Consider the following 18,464-nt stretch of genomic DNA (forward strand, 5'->3'; position numbering starts at 1 on the left):
GCCACGAGATGATTCCATGTCCGACAGCCAGTTGATGCTTTTCACGGGCAATGCGAATCCGCAGCTCGCCCGCGAAATTGCCAACTACATGCGCATTCCGCTCGGCAAGGCCGCGCTGGGCCGATTCTCCGATGGCGAAGTGCAGATCGAGATCCTGGAGAACGTGCGCGGCAAGGACGTGTTCGTGATCCAGCCGACCTGCGCACCGACCAACGACAATTTCATGGAGCTGGTGATGATGCTCGACGCGCTCAAGCGCGCCTCGGCGCAGCGCATCACCGCGGTCATGCCCTATTTTGGCTACGCCCGCCAGGATCGCCGCCCGCGCAGCGCGCGCGTGCCGATCAGCGCCAAGGTCTGCGCCGACATGATCGGCGAATGCGGCGCCAACCGCGTGCTGACGGTCGACCTGCATGCCGACCAGATCCAGGGTTTCTTCGACATCCCGGTCGACAACGTCTACGCCTCGCCGGTGCTGCTTGGCGACATCTGGCGGCAGAAGTACGAGAACCTGATCGTCGTCAGCCCCGATGTCGGCGGCGTGGTCCGCGCCCGCGCGGTCGCCAAGCGGCTCGACGACGCCGACCTCGCGATCATCGACAAACGCCGTCCGCGCCCGAACGAGGCCAAGGTGATGAACATCATTGGTGACGTACGCGGCAAGACCTGCGTGCTGGTCGATGATCTCGTCGACACCGCCGGCACGCTCGGCCAGGCCGCCGGCGCGCTGAAAGACGCCGGCGCCGTTGCCGTCGTCGCCTACGTGACGCATCCGGTGCTGTCCGGCGCGGCGATCACCAACATCAACAACTCGCGACTCGACAAGCTGGTGGTCACCGACACGATCCCGCTCAGCGCCGAAGCCGCCGCCTGTCCGAAAATCCGCCAGCTGTCGATCGGCGGCCTGCTCGCCGAAACCATACGCCGCGTCAGCGCGGAGGAATCCGTCAGCTCGCTGTATCTCGACTAAAGCGCTCGCACAACCGTAGGTGGCAACCCCTTGCCGGCATCAGGCCCCGATTACACATCGAGTGACATGTCGGCAAAGGATTGCCGACCTGCTGCGAGGGCCAGGCCGCATGGATGCAGACTTTGAATTCAAGCCTCTGAAACTCGCGCAACTCGGCGACGCCGAGTCGGTGTTCGGGGATTGCGGCGATGGCCGCCACTGCTGGTGCTCTTACTGGTATCGCAGCCAGCACGACTACAAGGCCGGCTGGGGCGAAGGCAATCACCAATTCTTTCGCAAACTGCTGCACAGCGGCGCCACGCCAGGCCTCCTTGCCTATCGTGGCACCGCGCCTGCCGGCTGGTGCGGCCTTGCACCCCGCCACCATTTCGATCGACTGAACCGCTCGCGCTCCTTTGCGCCCGTCGACTCCACGCCAGTGTGGGCCCTGAATTGTTTCATCGTGAAGAAGGACTTCCGGCGTCAGGGCCTGCTCAAAAAGATGATCGCCGCCGCGGTGAAATTCGCCGGCGACCATGGCGCCGAATGTGTCGAAGCCTATCCGGTCGATGCGCTGCGCAAACACAACTCGGCGGAGCTGTACGTCGGCACGCTGTCAGCATTTGAACAGACCGGTTTCGTCGAGGTGGCCCGGCGTCTGCCTTCGCGGCCCATCGTGCGTTTGCGGCTGAAATGAAGCGGTAGCCCGTGGAAGAGTGCCGGCCTCCACGGGCATCGCCCTTGTTCGTGGGGCAGCTCGTGGCCCCAATGCCTCTACCTTAACGGACATGGCGCTTTTGCCATCCCCGATGATGAAACCAACGGGGCGCCCGAATCGTAGGTCGGCAATCCCTTGCCGACGTGAGGCCTCGATTGCGCATCGACCGTACACGTCGGCAAAGGATTGCCGACCTACGCGCGGTTCACGTCAAGGTAGTGCGCCCCGCCCTTCAGCTCAGATCCACCGGTACGAAGATCCGCGCTTCGCCGCGCTGGATCAGCAGCGCGATGTGGCGATCCGCCTTGGCGGTAATGTCGCGCAGCTGCTTGACGCTGTCGATGGGCTTGCCGTTGGCCGACAGCACGATATCGCCCGGGCGGATGCCGGCTTCGGCTGCCGCGGCGGCGACGTCCTGCACCAGCAGGCCGCCTTTGACCTCGACCTGCTTCTGCTCGTCGGGCGTCAGCGGACGCACCGCCATGCCGAGCTTGCCGGAGGCGGCGGCGCTGTCGCCTTCGTCGGCGCTGGCGACCTGTTTGTCCGTCATCTCGTCGAGCTTCGCGCTCAGCTCTTTCTCGCGGCCCTCACGCCATACCGTCAGCTTGATCTTGCTGCCCGGCTGCATTGCAGCGACTGCGGCCGGCAGTTCGGCGGTCTCGTCGATGGTCTTGCCGTCGAGCTTCACGATCACGTCGCCGGGCTCGATGCCGGCGCGCTCGGCCGGGCTGTCCTTCTCGACGTTCGACACCAGCGCGCCCTGCGGCTTGTCCAGGCCGAAGCTCTTCGCCAGATCCTGGGTCACCGCCTGGATGGTCACGCCGAGCTTGCCGCGCGATACGTGCCCGGTGGCCTGCAGCTGCTTGGTGACGTTCATCGCGACGTCGATCGGGATCGAGAAGCTGACGCCCTGGAAGCCGCCGCTGCGCGTATAGATCTGCGAGTTGATGCCGACCACTTCGCCGTCGAGATTGAACAACGGGCCACCGGAGTTACCCGGGTTGATCGCCACATCGGTCTGCAGGAACGGCACGTACGAGCCGTCCGGCAGAGTGCGGCCCTTGGCGCTGACGATGCCCTGGGTGACGCTGTTCTCGAAACCGAACGGGCTACCGATCGCAACCACCCATTCGCCGACTTCGAGCTGGCTCGGATCGCCGACCTTGACCGTCGGCAGATCGTGCGCGTCGATCTTCAGCACCGCGATGTCGCTCTTGGTGTCCTGACCGATCACCTTGGCGGTGAACTCGCGCTTGTCGGTCAGCTTGACGGTGACTTCCTTGGCATCGGCGACCACATGTGCATTGGTCAGGATGATGCCGTCGGCACCGAGGATGAAGCCCGAACCTTCACCGCGCACGGCCGAATCCGGAATCTGCTGCTGCGGGAACTGGCGGAAAAACTGGCCGAAGGGGCTGTCGTCATCGTCGTCGCCGAAACCCGGCATGCCGCGCAGCTGGCCGCTGCGGGCCGAGGTCTTGACCAGGCCCTTGGTGGTGATATTGACCACCGCGGGGCCGTAGGCGCGAACCATCGCGCTGAAATCCGGCAGCGCGGCGCGGCCGATCACGCTGGTGGATTGCGGGATCGGCGCCGCGACCGGAACCACCGGTGCCGCCTCGTGACCCATCGCAAAGATCGTGGCGGGAACCCCGATGACGGCCGCGCCCAACAGCGCGGCGGCGAACGGATTGCGGACGAATTTCAGCGACATTGATCATCTCCAGTCGTGTTGCAGGGCGAAACCGCCTCTGTATGAACAGGAGATTGGAGTGCGCGACTTAAGGAAGAGTTAAGACGCGGCTGCCGCAATGAAACGAAACGTAACGCCGTAGGTTGGGGGTAGGTTGGGGTGAGCGCAGCGAACCCCAACGATCACCGCCAGATCAGGGCCAGCGCCGCGCCGATGTTGGGGTTCGCTGCGCTCACCCCAACCTACACTGCGAATCTGACGGTCACGCTGAGCCCGTGTCCGTCGGGACCGTCGTCGAGGCTGACGCTGGCGCCATGCGCTTCCGCAATGCTGCGGACGATCGCCAGCCCCAGGCCGCTGCCGCCGGCGCTGCTGCCGGCAACCCGGTAGAAGCGGTCGAACACCCGGCCGCGCTCCTCCAGCGCGATGCCCGGGCCTTCGTCGGTGACACGTAACTGCAGAGCACCGGCCCGGCGCTCGACGATCACGTCGACGCGGCTATGTTCCGGCGCATAACGCAGCGCGTTGTCGACCAGGTTGCGCAGCAGCGCGCGCAAACCTTCCTCGTCACCGCGAACCGCGCCAGTTTCATCCGCCGCCAGGCCCAGATCGATGCCGCGCGCATCGGCCGCCGGCAGCAGATCGGTGACGACCTCGCGCGCCAGGTCGGCCAGCACCACCGGGGCCATCGCCGGAGTCTGCGCCTCGGGCGCGTCCTGCCGCGCCAGCGCCAGCATCTGCTCGACCAGCCGCGCCGCGCGATCGATGCCGGCGTTCAGCGCGATCACCGAGTCGTGGCGCTCGCTGTCGGTCGCGCCGGCCAGGCCGCGCAATTGCAGACGCAGCGCGGTCAGCGGCGTGCGCAGTTCATGCGCGGCGTCGGCGATGAAGCGACGCTCACGGTCACGCAATGCGGACAGACGCGCCAGCAGATCATTCAGCGCCGCGACCAGTGGCCGCACTTCGGCCGGCAGTTTCCTCGCCGGCAAGGGGGCGCCCTCGCCCGCCGGCCGCGCGCCGACTTCGCTGGCGAGGCTGCGCAGCGGGCGCAGCGCGCGGCCGACCGTGATCCAGATGATCAGTCCGAGCACCGGCAGCATCAGCGCCAGCGGTGCCAGCAGGCTCGCCGCCAGCCGCGCCGCACGCGATTCGCGCATCCGCATCGGCTGCGCCACCTGGATCACGTTGAACAGCGTCTGCAAGCCGTAAACACGCCAGCGCGCATCGGGTGTATCCACGGTGGAGAAACCCAGCGTGGTCAGGCCCGGCATCGTCGCGTGGCGCTGCGAGGAGTACACGCGCACGCCGGTCAGGCTCCAGACCTGCACCACCAGATCGGCCGCGGCCTCGCGCTCGCCGTAGGCCGGCGAGGTCGGCAGAAAACTGCGGTCGCGCAGCGCCAGCGCGGTCTCCTGCAGCTGCTCGTCGAATACCCGGTCGGCCTCGGCCAGCGCGCGCTGGTACAGGCCGATGCCGCCGATCACGCCGACCAGCAGCAGCGCGGCCATCAGCCACAGCAGCAGCCGGGCGCGCAGCGACCAGGACCCCATCATGGCGCCAGCCTCCAGCCGATGCCGCGCACGTTCTGGATCGTGCCGGCCGCTAGCTTCTTGCGCAGCCCGCTCAAATGTACCTCGACCGCATTGCTCTCCACTTCCTCTCCCCAGCCGTAAAGCCGGTGTTCGAGCTGGCCGCGCGACAGCACCTGGCCGGGACGTTCCAGCAGAGCCTGCAGAATCGCGAACTCGCGCGGCGACAGGCTCAGCTCGACGCCGTCGCGGGCCACGCGGCGCGACGCCGGATCGAGCACCAGGTCGCGATGCTCGATCAGCGGCCCGGCGCTACCGGAACGGCGGCGCTGCAGAACGCGAATGCGCGCGGCCAGCTCGTCCGGGTCAAACGGCTTGACCAGGTAATCGTCGGCGCCGGCGTCCAGGCAGGCGACCTTGGTCATCACCGCGTCGCGGGCGGTCAGGATCAGCACCGGGGACTTCATGCCGCGCTCGCGCAGGCTGCGCAGCACGTCCAGGCCATCGCCGCCCGGCAGGCCAAGATCGAGCAGCAGCAGCTCGTAGTCCTGGCTGGTCGCGGCGGTGAGCGCGTCGGGCGCGGTGCGCACCCAGTCGCACACGTGCCCGCGCCGGCGCAGGTCCAGGCGCAGACCCTCGCCGATCATCGCGTCGTCTTCTATCAGCAGGATTCGCAAGTTCGGGAGCCGGGCTTCGGAAAGGCGCATAGCCTGCCGGCTTGGCGCCAAAGGTCAAGCAAAGCCGAACCGGACGGGCCGCCACCCCGGATCTGGTCGCAATTTGACCGGGCCGCCGGTACAATGCGCGCCCCTCGCTGGCTGGTCGCGGCCGGCGAGTGTCGTCAATCGCTGCTTTTGCAGCCATCACTTAGAGAAAACCCAATGAGACAGAAATTCACGATTGAAGCCGAGCCGCGCTCGCTGCAGGGAACGGGTGCGAGCCGCCGTCTGCGCCGCGCGGGTCAGGTCCCAGCCATCGTCTACGGCGGCAAGTCCGAGCCGAAGATGATCAGCGTCAACCACAACGAGCTGTGGAAGAACCTCAAGCACGAGACCTTCTACTCCGCGATCGTCACGCTGAAGATCGGCGAAGAGAGCGAACAGGTCGTGCTCAAGGATCTGCATCGCCACCCGGTTCGCGAGACCGTGATGCACATGGACCTGCAGCGCGTGCTGGCCGACGTGCTGCTGCGCGTGCGCGTGCCACTGCATTTCAAGGGTGCCGATGTGGCCCCGGGCGTCAAGGTCGGCGGCGGTATCGTCGAGCATCTGCTGAATGACGTCGAAGTCGAGTGCCTGCCGGCGAACATCCCGGAACCGTTTGAGATCGACGTGTCCGCGCTGAACATCAACGAGTCGATCCATCTGTCGCAGATCAAGCTGCCGGAAGGCGTCGAGCTGGTTGATCTCAAGCACGACAACGACCTCGCGATCGTCGCGATTCACGTGCTGCGTACGGCCGAGGAAGAGCCGGTTGTCGAAGGCGCCGCCGAAGTTCCGGCGATCGCCCAGAAAGCTCCGGATGCCAAGGGCGGCGCCAAGCCGGCCGCCGCCGCCGCAGCCAAGCCGGCGGGTCCCGCCAAGAAGAAGTAAGCCGCCCGAATTGGTTCGGCTTAAAGCCCCGCCCTCATCGGCGGGGCTTTTTTGTTAGCGTTGCGCCATGCCTGAAGATAAAAAAATCATCGCCATCGTCGGCCTGGGTAATCCGGGCGCGGAATATCAGCGCACGCGTCACAACGCCGGTTTCTGGTTCGCGGATCTGATCGCGGACCGGTTCCGTGCGGACTTTCGCAGCGAATCGAAGTTCTTCGGCGCGACCGCGCGGGTGAAGATCGCCGGCACCGACGTGCTGCTGCTCAAACCGATGACCTTCATGAATCGCAGCGGCCAGGCGGCCGCCGCGCTGGCCAACTTCTACAAGCTGACGCCGGACCAGCTACTGGTCGCGCACGACGAACTCGACCTGCCCGCCGGCGCGATGAGGCTCAAGCTCGGCGGCGGCCACGGCGGCCACAACGGCCTGCGCGACATCCACAAATCGCAGGGCGAGGCTTACCGCCGGCTGCGCATCGGCATCGGCCACCCTGGCGACAAGAACCTGGTGCTGGACTACGTGCTGGGGCGCCCGTCCAAAGCGGACGAGGAAGCCATTTTCGACGGCCTGGCTCGCGCCGCCGACGCCGTCGAAACCTGGCTGGCGACGACCTGGGACAAGGGGCTGCAGCAGCTGCATACCCCGACGTAGCCACTGTAGGTTGGGGTGAGCCTTGCGAGCCCCAACATCGGCGCGAACGAATGTTGGGGTTCGCAAGGCTCACCCCAACCTACCAACTACCAACCTAAGTCGTCGCTATGGTGAGGAGGAGCAACGCCGCTGGGCGCCGAAAGACGCGCCGAATTATGGTGCGAATTTGCGGGACGGCACGCTAGCCGCCGGGGGCCGGCAACGGCGATGGCAGCGGCGCCGGCAGCGCCTGCGGACGCACCGGCTCTCCCATGTTCAAGGGCGTCTGCGTCGCACGCGGTGGCGCGGCAGCGGGCACGGTGGAGCCGCCGGCGCCAGCGCTGGCCAGATCGACATAGGCATTCACGTTCAGATCGCCGTAGACGGTCTTCATCTGGCTGGAATTGCTGGTGCCCAGATAGACCGGCATCGTGAACGAGCTGAGCTGCGCCTGGCTGCCATTGCGCGGCTGATAGATCTGCATATCCATCAGCGCCTGGCCGGCTACACCCGGCAGGCCGATCGCGCGGACATAGACACGCAGCGCGCCGACCGGGCTCACGCTCAGCTCGGTTCGCTGGTCCGAGGGCAGGCTGGTGGGCGCGACCTCGTAGGTCTTGCCCTGGTAATCGAGCGTCATCCGCAGGCTGTAGGCGCTCTGTGCGCGAACCGCGCCGGACGCCAGCATCGACAAAAGCAGCGCGATGCCGAAACGACGCACAAAAACGGGGATAATAGGGGCCGCTGTCGCGCTGGTTTGTCTCATGGCGTTCTCCAACTATTCCAACGAATATCGCGGACGCCTGTTTAGCACCCGCCGCGCGGCGGTTACAAGCGCCCGGGTCAATGGGCGCCTTCAATGGGCGCGTTTCGCCTCAATGCTACGGACAGGAATCTCCCTTGGGCATCAAATGCGGCATCGTCGGCCTGCCTAACGTCGGCAAGTCCACCCTCTTCAATGCGCTGACCAAGGCGCAGATCCCGGCGGAGAATTATCCGTTCTGTACCATCGAGCCGAACGTCGGCATCGTCGGCGTACCCGACCTGCGTCTCGCGGCGCTGTCGGCGATCGTCAAGCCGCAGCGGGTTCTTCCTGCCGCGGTCGAGTTCGTCGACATCGCCGGCCTGGTCGCCGGCGCCAGCAAGGGCGAAGGCCTGGGCAACCAGTTCCTGCAGCACATCCGCGACACCGACGCGATCACCCACGTGACGCGCTGCTTCGCCAACGACGACATCATCCACGTCTCAGGCAGCGTCGATCCGCTGCGCGACATCGGCATCATCAACACCGAACTCGCGCTGGCCGATCTCGACGCGGTGACCCGCGCCCACGACCGCGCGGCCAAGGTCGCCAAGACCGGCGACAAGGCCGCAATTGCGCGCGTCGAGGTGCTGAAGCTATGCATCGCGCAGCTCGACCAGGCGCTGCCGGTGCGCGCGCTGGCGCTGGACACCGACCAGAAGGCCGCGATCCGCGACCTCAACCTGATCACCGCCAAGCCGCTGCTGTACATCGCCAACGTCGACGAAGCCGGGCTGACGGTCGAGAACGAATACTTGAAAGCGGTGCGCGCGCTGGCCACCGAGGAGCACGCCGACGTGGTGCCGGTCTGCGCCGCGATCGAAGCCGAAATCGGCCAGCTCGACGAGGCCGACAAGGCCGAGTTCCTGAGGGATCTGGGCCTGGAAGAACCCGGCCTGAACCGCGTGATCCGCGCCGCCTACAAGCTGCTCGGCCTGCAGACCTATTTCACCGCCGGCGTGCAGGAAGTGCGCGCCTGGACGGTCAGGGTCGGTGCCACGGCACCACAGGCAGCCGGCGTGATCCACACCGATTTCGAGAAGGGCTTCATCCGCGCCGAGACCATCAGCTACGCCGACTTCATCCAGTACAAGGGCGAAGCCGGCGCCAAGGAAGCGGGCCGCTGGCGGTTAGAGGGCAAGGACTACATCGTCAAGGAAGGCGACGTGCTGCACTTCCGGTTCAACGTCTGAAATATCAGCGATCGTCAATGTCCGCTGACCTGCTCCTGGAGATAAAACGATGATCAAAATCACGGGCACCGCTTTGCTCTGTGCCGGTCTGTGTGTCGGCTCCATACTTCCTGCCACAGCTGGTGACGCGACGTCCGGAGCGGCATCCGACTCCTCGACGGCAAGCCAGTACGACCAGGCTCTGCTTTCGGCTAAGGGCACTTACTTGGGCATTGTCTCTCACGACAACGGGGCCAAGATTCTCAGCGTAGTCAACCTGAAGACTATGAAGCCCACGCGATCACTCAAATTCACCTCGGACCATTCGATCGAAGGAGTCTGGTGGGCATCAGACGACAAGCTGGTTGTCAGCAAAACCGGCGATTTCGACGACTCGCAGAGCGGCGAGCTTTACGCCTTTGACGCGGAAGGCTCGGGAACCACCTACCTCTATGGTCGCAACGGCGACGCCCACACAGGCACTCATCTGGGCGGCGCCAAGCAAGAGGGTGGCATAGCTTTAATGGTCGATCCACTGCCGCTGGACCCAAACCATATATTGGTCGTCATCCTTCGAAGCGAACCCGCTTTTCAACTCGCCGAAATCGATCTGGCGACCGCCACGCGCCGTACGGTAGGTTCTGCGAATTACAGCTGGTTCCGAACTCACAGGACTACCGGTGGTTTAAGGACCCCCGCGGGGCAAATCGCGACTGACGATGCTGGCCGCCCGCGCTACGCGATTGCGGTCAGACCCATCGTGTTGAAACCCAGTGACGAGTTTGTCGAATTAATCCCTAACGGAGACCGTTGGGAACCGGTCGAAAATTCCGGCACGGACGAGCATACCGAGCTGCTTGGAGTCAGCGCCAATGGCGCGACCGCGTACCTGATCCGTAGCCCTGATGGCTGCCTGATCGCACGCGACTTGACCAACGCGACTGTGCGCGTAGTCGCTTGCGACGAGCCGCTCACGCGGGGCAACATTGTATTCGCGCGCGCTGGGGGGGCGCCGATCGTAGTCGGATACAAAGGCAATCATCCGCCGGTGTTCCTTGAACCCGACAGCTTCGAAGCCAAAGCCTACCGCTCGCTGCAAAAGAGCTTCGGCAATCAGAATTTGCGCGTGATGAGTTCTACACCGGATAGTCACAAACTGATCGTGGAAGTTAGCGGCAAGGACAAACCCGGCGAGCTGTATTTGATCGACCTTGATGCGAAGAAGGCCGAGTTTTTACTTTCAAAGCAGCCAGGCAACGATGCGCCGGCTGAGCCAGCGAAACCGTCCGCGGCGAATTGAAAGCTTTTGGTCGCAACGGCTGTAATAAGTGTGCCAGGACTGGCTGGCGTCGGTGGATTCGCTGACGCAAGCTTGACGCCGTGCAGGCTTGCGTCGATCTACTTTCGCCTTCAATCAGCTGAACCGCTTCGAGCCGCGGCGACTTGAGCGTACTGCAGCCAATTCACAAGAAGTTCTGGCAGGGCCGCGAAGGCGCCCTGCTCTATCTGAACCTCGGCGAGCGCTTCCACAAGCAGTTCCTGCCATACCACGCCGATGTCGTCAGCCGGCTTACCGCGACGGCCCGTGAGCGCAGCATCACCCGGCTGGTCGAGTCCGGCTGCGGTCGCAGCGAAGTGCTCCGTCATGTCATCAAAGAGGCGGCGTTCACGTCGGCCACCGGCGTCGACCTCAGCGACGACCTGCTGGCGATTGCGCGCGCTGACACCGCCGACGAGCGCATTCGCTACGAGCACAGCGACGCGTTCGACTTGGCAGCTGTAGCAGGCATTGATCGTTGGAGAATGCTGGATTAAAAAGTTTATCGGGCGTCCATATCGGGCTCGCCGCCGGGTACCGGCGCGGTGAAATCCGGCGAGCTGCGCAGCGTGCCTGCGCGCAGCTGATACAGATACGTCAGCACCGCAGCGACCGACTGATACAGCTGACTCGGGATCTCCTTGTCCAGCTCGACGCTGCGATACAGCGCGCGCGCCAGCGGTGGTGCCGATACCAGCGGAACCTTGTTCTGCGCCGCCAGTTCGCGGATCGCGGCGGCGATCACGCCGGCGCCCTTGGCGACGACGATCGGCGCGCGCATCTTGCCGGCGCTGTAGCGGATGGCGACCGCGTAGTGCGTCGGGTTGGTGATGACGACGTCGGCGCTCGGTACCTTCTCCATCATCCGCGCGCGCGACATCTGCTGCTGCAGCTGGCGGATCTTGGCCTTGACTTCGGGCCGGCCGTCGGACTCTTTCATCTCGTCGCGCACTTCCTTTTTGGTCATGCGCATCTCTTTGTTGTGCTTCCACCACTGGTAGGGCGCGTCGACCATCGCGACCACCATCAGCGCCCCCGTCATCCACACCACGCACCACAGTGCCAAAGACAAGGATTGCGCGATCGCGGCGCCCAGATCGAGCATCGCCAGCTTCATCAGCTGTTCGCGATGGCCCCAGATATACAGCCAGCCGACCGCACCGAGCACGCCGAATTTCAGCAGGCTCTTGCTGAGTTCGACCAGCGCATTCGCCGACACCATTCTGGCCAGACCGGACAGCGGATTGATCCGCGAAAACTTCGGCTGAAAAGCCTGGGCGCTGAAGTTCCAGCCGCCGATCAGCGCGGGCGAGATCAGCGCCGCCAGCAGGCTCGCGCCGAGCAGCGGCGCGATCGCGATCAGCGCATCGGACAGGCGCAGGAACAGCATACCGATCACGCGTGTCGGATCTTCCAGCAACCGCGGATCGAAGCTTAGGCTCTCGCGCATCAGGCTCAGGCCCTGCCCCGCCAGCTTGTGCCCGAGCGCCAGCAGCCCGATCATCGACACGCCCACCACCAGCGCGGTCGACAACTCGCGCGATCGCGCCACCTGGCCTTTTTTGCGCGCCTCGCGTTCGCGCTTGGGTGTGGCTTTTTCGGTCTTGTCCTGGGTGCTGGCGCTCATGGCGCCACGCCGACGCCGATCATCGCGGACAGGAAAGTCCAGGCCTGATCGAGCTGGTTGGTGAACACGTGGCGCAGGCTCGGCAGATCGACCCGCAGCAGCACCATGCCGGCGATCAGCGACAAGGGAAAGCCTACCGAAAGGCCGTTTAAAGTCGGCGCGGATCGGCTCATCACGCCGAACGCGAGATTGACCAGCAGCAGTGCCGACATCGTCGGCAGCGCCAGCGAGACGGCGCCCGCGAACATACTCACGCCGCTGTTGGCCAGCGCTTCGAAACTGCGGGCGCCGAGCACTGCGCTGGCATCGGGTGCGACATTGAAGCTGGTTGCCAGCAACTCGATCAGGCGCAGATGGCCGTCGAGCGTCAGGAACAACAGCATCGCAATCAGATGCAGGAACTGGCCGATCACCGGAGCGTCGGTGCCGCGGATCGGGTCGGCCATGCGCGCAAAGCCGAGGCCCATGCTGTTGCCGATCAGTTCGCCGCCGAGCACCACGGCCTCGAAGACCAGTTTCAGCACGAAGCCGAGCATGATGCCGAGCAGGGTTTCCTGCGCCATGCGCAGCCACCAGACCGCGGTGAACGCGGCCAGTGGCGGCGTATGCGGCAGCAGCGGCGCGAGGATCAGCGTCAGCGCCAGGGCCAGCATCAGGCGAACGCGGCCGGGAGAAGACTTGTCGCCGAGCACCGGCGCGCTGATCAGCAGGCCGCCGATGCGCGCCAGCGGAAACAGCGCGGCCTGAATCCAGCCCTGCAGTTGCGCGTCGGTGATGTCCACGCTGCGCTTTTTTAGTGAACCAGCGCCGGGATGCTTTCGATCAGCCGCCGCGTGAACTCGGTCAGCAGCCGCAACATCCACGGGCCCATGAACACCAGCACCGCCGACATCGCGATGACTTTCGGGATGAACGACAGCGTCGCCTCGTTGATCTGGGTCGCGGCCTGGAACATGCCGACCAGCAGGCCTATCGCCAGCGCCACCAGCAGCATCGGCGCACCGATCATCAGCGCCAGCTGCAGCGCCTGCTGGCCCTGGGTCATGACTTCTTCCGGCGTCATTTGATGAAGCTCCCGGCCAGCGAGCCCATCACCAGGCTCCAGCCGTCGACGAGTACGAACAGCATCAGCTTGAACGGCAGACTGATCAGCATCGGCGACAGCATCATCATGCCCATGCTCATCAGCACGCTCGAGACGATCAGGTCGATGATGATGAACGGGATGAACAGCAGAAATCCGATCTCGAACGCCGTGGTCAGCTCGCTGGTCATGAAGGCCGGCGCAAGCACGCGGAACGGCACATCCTCCGGCGTCTCGAAGCCCGGCAGGCCGGCGATGCGCGTGAAGGTCATCAGGTCGTTGTCGCGGGTCTGCGTCAGCATGAACTCGCGCAGCGGCTTCACGCCGGTCTGCAGTGCGGGCTCGAACTCCATCTGGCCGTCGAGGTAGGGCTTGGCTGCGCTGGTGTAGATCGCGTCCAAGGTCGGGCTCATGATGAACAGCGTCAGAAACAGCGCCAGCCCGACCAGGATCTGGTTGGACGGCGTATTGCCGGTACCCAGCGCCTGGCGCAGCAGGCCGAGCACGACGATGATGCGCGTAAACGAACTCATCATCAGCAAGGCTGCCGGCAGCAGCGTGATGCTGGTCATCAGAATCAGTGTCTGGATGCTCAGCGAGTACGTCTGGCCGCCGCCGGCGGCGGGGACGACGTTGACTGCCGGCAAGCCGGCCGCATCGGCGAACGGCGCGAACAAGATCAGCAGCATCGCAGCCCAGCGTAGGGCGGGTCGTGACCCGCCGCTTTGTACGCCCATCGAGGAGAGCGGCGGGTCCAGACCCGCCCTACCGGAGACGAGGACATTCATTGCGCTTCCCTGCCCAGCGCCTTCTTCAGCAGCTCGCCGAAGTTCGGCGCAGCCGGACCCGATGCCGGCGCGATATCCGCCGACTCTGGCGCCGAATCGAACACATGCAGCGTATTGATTCGGCCCGGCGCAACCCCGATCAGCAGATGCTGGCCCCCGGCCTCGATCCACAAAACGCGCTCGCGATTGCCGACCGACAGGCCGCTGTGCACACGCAGCGCCCCGGTCCCCTTGGGCCGCAGGTTCTGCACCCGGCGCAGGATCCACGCGAGCAGAAAGATCGCGCCGATCACCAGCATCAGGCTCAACAGCGACTGCATCAGACTCGATGTTTCCACGCGGCGGTGCTCGTCTAACGCAGCTTGCGGATGCGATCGGTCGGGCTGACCACGTCGGTCAGGCGCACGCCGAAGCGATCGTTGATCACCACCACTTCACCATGCGCGATCAGCGTGCCGTTGACGTAGACGTCGAGCGGCTCACCGGCGGCGCGTTCGAGCTCGACCACCGAGCCCGGGTTCAGCTGCAGCAGGTTGCGGATCGGGATGCGCGCGCGGCCGACTTCCATCGACAGCGTCACCGACACGTCGAGAATCACGTCGAGGCTTTGTTCGCCGTCGTTGATTGCGCCGGGATCGTTTTGCAGGTTCTGAAAGCTGGCGCGCGGCAATTCCTGCGCAGAGGCGGTCAGTGGATTGGTCAGAGGATTGTTCACTGGCGAGGTCCGATAGCGAGTTTGAGGGGAGCGGTTCTGCGGATGACGTCGGTGACGCGCACCGCGTTGCGGCCGTTGGCTACGCCGAAAGTGCCGCGGAAGACCGGCATGTCTTCCACGTAGAGATCGACGGTCTTGGGCATGTTGATCGGCACGACATCGCCGGCTTTAAGATTCATCAGCTGGCGCAGGCTGATGGTCGCGGTCGCGAGCTGGCTCTCGACCGCGACTTCGGTGTCCTTGATCTGCATTTCCAGCGCCTGCGTCCAGCGCTCGTCGCGCTCGGCGCGATCCGACTGCAGGCCGGCGTCGAGCTGGTCGCGGATCGGCTCGATCATCGAGTACGGAATCGTCACGTGCAGATGGCCGGAGCCGCCTTCAAGATCGATCTTGAAGCGCGACACCACCACGATCTCGGACGGGCTGACGATGTTGGCGAAGTGCGGATTGACTTCGGACTGCTGGTACTCGAATTCCAGATCCATCACTGGCGACCAGGCTTCGCGCAGATCGGCGAATACCTGGCGCAGCAGCAGCTGGATCACGCGATTCTCGGTCGGCGTGAATTCACGGCCTTCGATCTTGATCGCGTTGCGGCCATCGCCGCCAAAAAAATTGTCGACGACGGTGAACACCAGCTTGGGCTCGAAGATGAACAGCGCGCTGCCACGCAGCGGCTTGATCTTGCACACGTTGAGGCTGGTGGGCACATACAGGCTGTGCGTGTACTCGGCGAACTTCTGCATCTCGATGCCGATCACGGTCAGCTCGGGCGTGCGCCGCAGCATGTTGAACAGCGAGATGCGGAACAGGCGCGCGAAGCGCTCGTTGATCATCTCCAAGGTCGGCAGGCGACCGCGGACGATGCGGTCTTGGGTTGCGAAGTCGTAGTTGCGCGCCTCGTTCGGTGCAGCCGGTGCCGGCGTGGTGTCGACCACACCGGAATCGACGCCGTGCAGCAGCGCGTCGATCTCGTCCTGCGATAGCAACTCGCGAGAGCTCATTGCATCACGAAATTGGTGAAGAACAGACCCTGTACCTGCGGCTCGCCGGTCTCTTCCTTCAGCACTGCCTGCACCGCGGCGAGCGACTGCTTCTGCAGCGACTCCTTGCCTTCGCGATCGACAATATCGTCGTACTTCTGCTGGGTAAACAGCATCATCAGCGTATTGCGGATGCGCGGCATATGCAGCTTGGCGGCCTCGATGCCGGCGCCCTCGCGCGACATCAGCTCCATGTCGACCGACAGATAGCGCATCGTCACGTTGTCGTTGAGGTTGACCACGATCGCCGGCGCGATCGGCAGGTATTGGGCAGCGCCGGGTTTACCGCCCTCGTGCTCGCCGCCATGCTCATCGCCGTGCGCCGAGGCCGGGGCTTCATGCCCGCCTTCTGCCGCCGCGCTGTGTTCACCGCCGCCATGCGAGGCCGGCTTGGTCATGAAGAAAACACCACCGCCGGCGGCCGCGGCACCCACCACGGTGCACAGCAGCAGCGGAATCAGGCCGCTCTTTTTCTTGGGTGCGGCGGCGGCGGGTGCTTCGTCGGGTGTGGCGGCGCGGGCCATGCGGGAACTCCGGTAGTGATGCCCCCCTGGTACAAGCGCTGTGCCAGCAATTCCGGCGGCCGATGCGCTCATCGCCGCTGCCCGCTGCCGGGAAATTGACGGCGCGTTCGGCCACGATGATCCCGACTGCCTGCCGGAAATGCGTCGCCGCCGCTGTCGAATCGACGTCTAGAGCCGGTCCCCGCCGATCCAGTCAGGATCGCCGCCGGTCCTCCCGGCTGAACTGTCCTGGCGCTTCTTTTGCAAGACTTCACGCAGGCCGGCTAGCCCGGTGCACCAGGCGCACGGGAGGACAAGCAATGCGGATCAGACTGGGCATGACGCTGTTCCTCGCCTGCCTCGCGCCCAGTCCGTCCGTCTATGCCGGCAGCGGCAACAACTACGACAGCGACGGCATCGACAGCATCGGCCTGAGCCTGAGCCTGCCCTTCGGCGGCGATCGTGCCGGCGAACACTGGCTGGACCGGGCGGAGTCTTCCCTGAACCTGGGCATGACGCACTACGAGGCCAGCAACGGGTATCCCTGCGAAGATAGCTGCCAGCAGCGTCTGTTCACGCCACGCGCCTACAGCCTGAGCCTCACCGGCCTGGTCGAAGCGGCCGGCATGCTGGTCGGGCCGCCGCAGGACCTGCGCCTGCAGCTGGGCCGCTGGCACGATCTGCTGATCGACAGCGATCCGCAGATCATCCAGCGCTGAGCCTGTAGGTCGGCAATCCCTTGCCGACGTGCTCAAGCGATCGGGGCGGACACGTCGGCAAGGGATTGCCGACCTACAAAAAATGTCTCGCCGCTACGCGAAATGATCCAGCAGGCCGATCCGGGTGCGCAGCGCCGGACGCGCGTCGGCCTGAGTGTCCGAAGCTTCCGCTGATCCCTGGTTGCCCGCGGTTGCCCACGAGCTCGGTGTGTGCCGGGGCTGTTGCTGCGAAAGGCCGCCGCTGAGCTCGAAACTCGTCGTCGTCGATGCATTGGCCCCATTCGGCGACAGCAAGTCGCGCAACAGCGGCAGCGAAGCCTCGATCGCCTGTCTGGCCTGCGGCGTCTGCACATCGAATGAAATCTTGGTGCTGCCGTCGGCAGCGAGTTCGATGCGGATCTGCAGGCTGCCGAGTTCGGCCGGATGCAGGCTGATCCGCGCTTCCTGCGTGGCCTGGCCGCCCTGGGCGCGCGCGGTATCGGTCATCCAGATGATGCGCTCGGCCAGGGGCTCGGCGAGTTCGCCGTGCGTGGGCGGCTGCGCCGACGTAGCCGGCGCGGCGACCGCAGCCGCACGATCGGTGCCGGTCACAGCCGAGGCCGGCACGTTCAGCAGCGCCAGCAAGGCATCGGGAACGGTGTCATGCGCGGTGGCGCCGTCCGCAACGACGAGCTGGGCTGTCGAGGTATCAAGGGTTTTGCCGAGATCGGTTTTCAATGCTGCCAACGCGGCATCCGAAGATGCCGCGGCCGCGGCGGAAACCGAGCCCGCCTCGACGACATCGGGCGGCGCATCGGCTGCGCCGCGATCACTGCGCGGCGGCATCGCCAGGATCGTCTGCAGCAGCATCGCGACCAGGCCGAAGCCCTGCGGTTCGCCGGCGCTGTCGACTTCATCGGCCTTGTCGTCGGCCGATTGATCGTCGGCCGTTTTTTCTTCCCTGACGGCTTCGGGCTTCGATCCGGCATCAGCCGCCTCCATACGCTCGGCGGTACGGGCCTTCAGACAATCGCTGAACGCGGGCGTATCGCTCGACGGCTCATGTCTGCCGGTTTCGCGCGAGTTGCCCGGCTTCTGCGATGCCGGCGATGCGATTCGCTGCGCAGCGCCGCCACCGAGACCGGAGCCCTCGGAGCCTGGGGTCACGAGTGACTCCGCGCCTGGGTCATGCGCAGCGCGATTTCATCCAGATCGCGCTGATCGCGCCGATCCTGCTGCGTCTGCTCGTGGGTGCGTGCGCGGTCGATCAGCTTGTCGTACAGCTGGGTCTGGTGGTGCGAGCCGATCCAGCGCTGGCGCTGGGTCTCGACATTGCGCCGCGCCAGTTCCACCGCGCGCCGCTGCTGGCAGATCGCCTCGCTCAGGCGCAGCCGAAAGGCCTCGCGATTGCGCAGCATTTCGGCGCTGACGGCGGTTGCCGGCGGCTCCCGATAGTTCTCCAGTTCGCGCAGTTGGGTCTCGCGCAGCGTCAGGGCTTTGCGCGCCTCGTTGAGATCGCGCGCGGCATCGTCCTCGCGCTTTTCGGCGAGTTCCTGAATCGGTACCAGACGCTGTTCTTCAAGCATGGTGGGTCCTGGGTTG

The 18,464-nt window shown here is 65.1% G+C and carries 22 protein-coding genes; 8 read left to right on the top strand and 14 right to left on the bottom strand.

The window, feature by feature from the left end:
• Positions 1-16: 16 nt before the first annotated feature.
• Together JWQ90_RS11575 and JWQ90_RS11580 are read left to right on the top strand one after the other, a co-directional pair.
• Complete coding sequence (locus JWQ90_RS11575) at positions 17-970, top strand: ribose-phosphate diphosphokinase (protein ID WP_299693794.1); 954 nt, start codon at positions 17-19, stop codon at positions 968-970.
• A 109-nt stretch (positions 971-1,079) separates the two neighbouring features.
• The gene (locus JWQ90_RS11580; RefSeq protein ID WP_299693797.1) at positions 1,080-1,646 is read left to right on the top strand and encodes a GNAT family N-acetyltransferase; all 567 of its coding nucleotides are present in this window, start codon (positions 1,080-1,082) and stop codon (positions 1,644-1,646) included.
• Positions 1,647-1,899: 253 nt separating this feature from the next.
• Here JWQ90_RS11580 and JWQ90_RS11585 read toward each other — a convergent pair whose 3' ends face one another.
• From JWQ90_RS11585 to JWQ90_RS11595, 3 genes are all read right to left on the bottom strand, one after another.
• Positions 1,900-3,381 carry a DegQ family serine endoprotease gene (locus JWQ90_RS11585; protein WP_299693798.1) on the bottom strand — a complete coding sequence of 494 codons (1,482 nt, stop codon included), beginning with the start codon at positions 3,379-3,381 and terminating at the stop codon, positions 1,900-1,902.
• Between the two features lie 221 nt (positions 3,382-3,602).
• Positions 3,603-4,913: an ATP-binding protein gene (locus JWQ90_RS11590; RefSeq protein ID WP_299693800.1), complete on the bottom strand. Its 1,311-nt coding sequence runs from the start codon at positions 4,911-4,913 to the stop codon at positions 3,603-3,605.
• Positions 4,910-5,566, bottom strand: a complete 657-nt coding sequence (locus JWQ90_RS11595; protein WP_299693803.1) for a response regulator transcription factor — start codon at positions 5,564-5,566, stop codon at positions 4,910-4,912. Before JWQ90_RS11595 ends, JWQ90_RS11590 begins: the two co-directional genes overlap by 4 nt.
• A 204-nt stretch (positions 5,567-5,770) precedes the next feature.
• Between JWQ90_RS11595 and JWQ90_RS11600 the strand changes: the two genes are divergently transcribed.
• Together JWQ90_RS11600 and pth are read left to right on the top strand one after the other, a co-directional pair.
• Positions 5,771-6,481: a 50S ribosomal protein L25/general stress protein Ctc gene (locus tag JWQ90_RS11600; RefSeq protein ID WP_299693805.1), complete on the top strand. Its 711-nt coding sequence runs from the start codon at positions 5,771-5,773 to the stop codon at positions 6,479-6,481.
• A gap of 67 nt (positions 6,482-6,548) precedes the next feature.
• Entirely contained in the window at positions 6,549-7,133 is a 585-nt protein-coding gene (gene pth, locus JWQ90_RS11605) for an aminoacyl-tRNA hydrolase (protein WP_299693807.1), read from the top strand.
• Between the two features lie 181 nt (positions 7,134-7,314).
• Here pth and JWQ90_RS11610 read toward each other — a convergent pair whose 3' ends face one another.
• Entirely contained in the window at positions 7,315-7,878 is a 564-nt protein-coding gene (locus tag JWQ90_RS11610) for a hypothetical protein (RefSeq protein WP_299693809.1), read from the bottom strand.
• 134 nt (positions 7,879-8,012) lie between these two features.
• Here JWQ90_RS11610 and ychF point away from each other — a divergent pair, with 134 nt between their 5' ends.
• From ychF to JWQ90_RS11625, 3 genes are all read left to right on the top strand, one after another.
• Positions 8,013-9,107: a redox-regulated ATPase YchF gene (gene ychF / locus JWQ90_RS11615; protein WP_299693811.1), complete on the top strand. Its 1,095-nt coding sequence runs from the start codon at positions 8,013-8,015 to the stop codon at positions 9,105-9,107.
• A 49-nt stretch (positions 9,108-9,156) separates the two neighbouring features.
• On the top strand, positions 9,157-10,386 hold the full coding sequence (locus JWQ90_RS11620) for a hypothetical protein (protein ID WP_299693813.1): 1,230 nt from the start codon (positions 9,157-9,159) through the stop codon (positions 10,384-10,386).
• Positions 10,387-10,529: 143 nt separating this feature from the next.
• Positions 10,530-10,901, top strand: coding sequence for a class I SAM-dependent methyltransferase (locus JWQ90_RS11625; RefSeq protein ID WP_299693815.1), 372 nt, complete (start codon positions 10,530-10,532; stop codon positions 10,899-10,901).
• A gap of 5 nt (positions 10,902-10,906) precedes the next feature.
• Here JWQ90_RS11625 and flhB read toward each other — a convergent pair whose 3' ends face one another.
• The 8 genes from flhB to JWQ90_RS11665 all read right to left on the bottom strand — a co-directional run bounded on the left by flhB (position 10,907) and on the right by JWQ90_RS11665 (position 16,185).
• Positions 10,907-12,031, bottom strand: coding sequence for a flagellar biosynthesis protein FlhB (gene flhB / locus JWQ90_RS11630; protein WP_299693818.1), 1,125 nt, complete (start codon positions 12,029-12,031; stop codon positions 10,907-10,909).
• Positions 12,028-12,813: a flagellar biosynthetic protein FliR gene (fliR, locus tag JWQ90_RS11635; protein WP_299693820.1), complete on the bottom strand. Its 786-nt coding sequence runs from the start codon at positions 12,811-12,813 to the stop codon at positions 12,028-12,030. Before fliR ends, flhB begins: the two co-directional genes overlap by 4 nt.
• Before the next feature lie 11 nt (positions 12,814-12,824).
• Complete coding sequence (gene fliQ, locus JWQ90_RS11640; protein WP_299693823.1) at positions 12,825-13,094, bottom strand: flagellar biosynthesis protein FliQ; 270 nt, start codon at positions 13,092-13,094, stop codon at positions 12,825-12,827.
• Complete coding sequence (gene fliP / locus JWQ90_RS11645) at positions 13,091-13,804, bottom strand: flagellar type III secretion system pore protein FliP (protein WP_299693826.1); 714 nt, start codon at positions 13,802-13,804, stop codon at positions 13,091-13,093. Before fliP ends, fliQ begins: the two co-directional genes overlap by 4 nt.
• A gap of 95 nt (positions 13,805-13,899) precedes the next feature.
• Positions 13,900-14,241: a flagellar biosynthetic protein FliO gene (gene fliO, locus JWQ90_RS11650; protein WP_299693829.1), complete on the bottom strand. Its 342-nt coding sequence runs from the start codon at positions 14,239-14,241 to the stop codon at positions 13,900-13,902.
• 14 nt (positions 14,242-14,255) lie between these two features.
• Positions 14,256-14,549, bottom strand: a complete 294-nt coding sequence (fliN, locus tag JWQ90_RS11655; RefSeq protein WP_366919502.1) for a flagellar motor switch protein FliN — start codon at positions 14,547-14,549, stop codon at positions 14,256-14,258.
• Positions 14,550-14,614: 65 nt separating this feature from the next.
• A complete protein-coding gene (gene fliM, locus JWQ90_RS11660; protein ID WP_299693835.1) occupies positions 14,615-15,622 on the bottom strand; it encodes a flagellar motor switch protein FliM in 1,008 nt (335 codons plus the stop codon).
• A complete protein-coding gene (locus JWQ90_RS11665) occupies positions 15,619-16,185 on the bottom strand; it encodes a flagellar basal body-associated FliL family protein (protein ID WP_299693837.1) in 567 nt (188 codons plus the stop codon). The genes fliM and JWQ90_RS11665 overlap by 4 nt, the downstream gene beginning before the upstream one ends.
• Before the next feature lie 299 nt (positions 16,186-16,484).
• On the opposite strand from JWQ90_RS11665, the gene JWQ90_RS11670 reads away from it, so the two are divergent.
• A complete protein-coding gene (locus tag JWQ90_RS11670) occupies positions 16,485-16,883 on the top strand; it encodes a hypothetical protein (protein ID WP_299693840.1) in 399 nt (132 codons plus the stop codon).
• A gap of 93 nt (positions 16,884-16,976) precedes the next feature.
• Here the strand turns inward: JWQ90_RS11670 and JWQ90_RS11675 are convergent, their stop codons facing one another.
• Both JWQ90_RS11675 and fliJ read right to left on the bottom strand, forming a co-directional pair.
• Complete coding sequence (locus JWQ90_RS11675; RefSeq protein WP_299693843.1) at positions 16,977-18,029, bottom strand: flagellar hook-length control protein FliK; 1,053 nt, start codon at positions 18,027-18,029, stop codon at positions 16,977-16,979.
• Positions 18,026-18,448, bottom strand: a complete 423-nt coding sequence (gene fliJ / locus JWQ90_RS11680) for a flagellar export protein FliJ (protein WP_299693846.1) — start codon at positions 18,446-18,448, stop codon at positions 18,026-18,028. The genes JWQ90_RS11675 and fliJ overlap by 4 nt, the downstream gene beginning before the upstream one ends.
• Positions 18,449-18,464: the final 16 nt, after the last annotated feature.

It is taken from the genome of Hydrocarboniphaga sp. (genome assembly GCF_028291725.1).
In the GTDB taxonomy this organism is placed as follows: domain Bacteria; phylum Pseudomonadota; class Gammaproteobacteria; order Nevskiales; family Nevskiaceae; genus Hydrocarboniphaga.